Here is a 1953-nt window from a genome sequence, read left to right as displayed (position 1 = left end):
TGTTGATACGCGCATAAAACTGACCCATTTCCGATAGAAATTTGCATCGAAAATTGACCCACATGTTCAACTGCCTGCTTGGACGCCAAGCAGGAGAACGGAGTGATAACCGTGAGCATGTTGGCCAAGATTCGGCGGATGCATTTCCGCGATGGCGTCCCGCTTCGGGACATTGCGAGGCAGACGGGGCTTTCGAGAAACACGATTCGACGATGGTTGCGCGAGCCCTCGGCGAGCGAGCCGAAATTCGCGAAACGCGTCAGCAACAGCGTCGTCGACCCGTGGTCGGAGCAACTGCGACTTTGGCTGGTCGCCGATTTGCGACGTACGAGACGGGAACGGCGCTCAGCGACGCAGATGTACGAGGATTTACGAGCGGCTGGCTACGACGGCAGCTACGACCGAGTGTGCGCCTTTGTACGGAACTGGAAGAAGGAGCGCGATGCGGGGGCGCAACGTGGCGCCTTTGTGCCGCTCGCCTTCGAATATGGCGAAGCATTCCAGTTCGACTGGAGCTGCGAATATGTCTTCATTGGCGGACTCAGGCGACGCGTAGAAGTCGCCCACATGAAGCTCGCCGCGAGTCGTGCCTTCTGGCTTGTGGCCTATCCGACCCAAACCCATGAGATGCTGTTCGACGCCCACGCGCGAGCGTTCGTCGCGTTAGGCGGCGTTCCCCGGCGCGGGATATATGACAATATGAAGACCGCCGTCGATAAGGTTGGCCCGGGTAAGGAACGAGCTATCAATGCGCGATTCCATGCGATGTGCGGCCACTACCTGTTCGAGCCTGAGTTCTGCAACCGGGCCGCTGGCTGGGAGAAAGGCATCGTTGAAAAGAACGTCCAGGACCGGCGCCGACAGATTTGGCACGATGCAATCGGTATCCGGTGGGAATCGCTTGAGGTCCTGAACATATGGCTGGCCGAGCGATGCCAGCAGGCCTGGAAGCAATTGAGACATCCGCAATGGCCTGAGCTCAGTTTGGAAGACGCCCTCGCGGATGAGCGTCCACGGCTGATGCAGGTTCCGAAGCCGTTCGACGGCTACATCGAGAAGCCGGTGCGCGTCTCGCCAACGAGTCTGGTGCACCTCGACCGGAACCGCTATAGCGTGCCAACGGAGTACGCGCATCACATCGTAAGCCTGCGCTGCTATCCGACCTACATCAGCCTGGTGGCGGACGGCATCGAGATTGCCCGCCATCCTCGCAGCTTCGACCGCTATCAGACCTTTTACGACTGGCGGCACTACATCGATTTGGTGGAGCGTAAGCCCGGGGCTTTGAGAAACGGTGCGCCGTTCCTGACGATGCCAGAACCGATGCTTCGCCTACAGAGACATCTGCTGAAGCAGACTGGCGGCGACCGGGTAATGGTCCAGGTCCTCGCGGCCACTCCCGTTCACGGTCTGGAGGCCGTGCTGGTTGCCGTCGAGCTCGCACTGGAGTCCGGACGTCCGAGCGGAGACCATGTCCTGAACATCCTTGCGCGACTGAAGAGCCAATCGGCTCATTCCGGTGAGGTGGTGAGAACAGCAATCACGCTCAAGGTCGAACCGCTTGCGGATGTCTACCGGTATGAGCAGCTTCGCGTCACGCGTAATGAGGAGGATGGTCATGTCGAATGAAACAGCTGCACTTCTCAAGTCGTTGAAGCTCCACGGAATGGCGCAGGCGTGGCCCGAGCTGGTAGCTCAGGCAAGACACAGCGACTTTGAACCGGAGAAATTCATGCAGATGCTGCTGAAGGCGGAAACGGCTGAGCGGCAGGTCCGGTCAATCAACTACCAGATGGCTGCCGCACGTTTCCCTGCACACCGCGACCTTGCCGGCTTTGACTTCGAGCAGGCGAGCGTCGACGAAACTCTTGTGCGAGAACTCCACACGGTCCGATTCTGCGAGTCCGCGCAGAACGTGGTGTTCATCGGTGGACCCGGCACAGGGAAAACGCA

The 1953-nt window shown here is 59.4% G+C and carries 2 protein-coding genes; both read left to right on the top strand.

Going from position 1 to position 1953, the window contains the following annotated elements:
- Nucleotides 1-111: 111 nt before the first annotated feature.
- Nucleotides 112-1629: an IS21 family transposase gene (istA, locus tag SB753_RS34320; protein WP_410804474.1), complete on the top strand. Its 1518-nt coding sequence runs from the start codon at nt 112-114 to the stop codon at nt 1627-1629.
- Nucleotides 1619-1953: ATP-binding protein (locus SB753_RS34315; protein WP_410804472.1), on the top strand; the 335-nt coding region annotated here is incomplete at its 3' end. The genes istA and SB753_RS34315, both read left to right, overlap by 11 nt.

The sequence above is a fragment of the Paraburkholderia sp. SIMBA_053 genome (assembly GCF_046534895.1).
In the GTDB taxonomy this organism is placed as follows: Bacteria; Pseudomonadota; Gammaproteobacteria; order Burkholderiales; family Burkholderiaceae; genus Paraburkholderia; species Paraburkholderia caledonica.
This window is presented reverse-complemented; position numbering and strand designations above follow the sequence as displayed.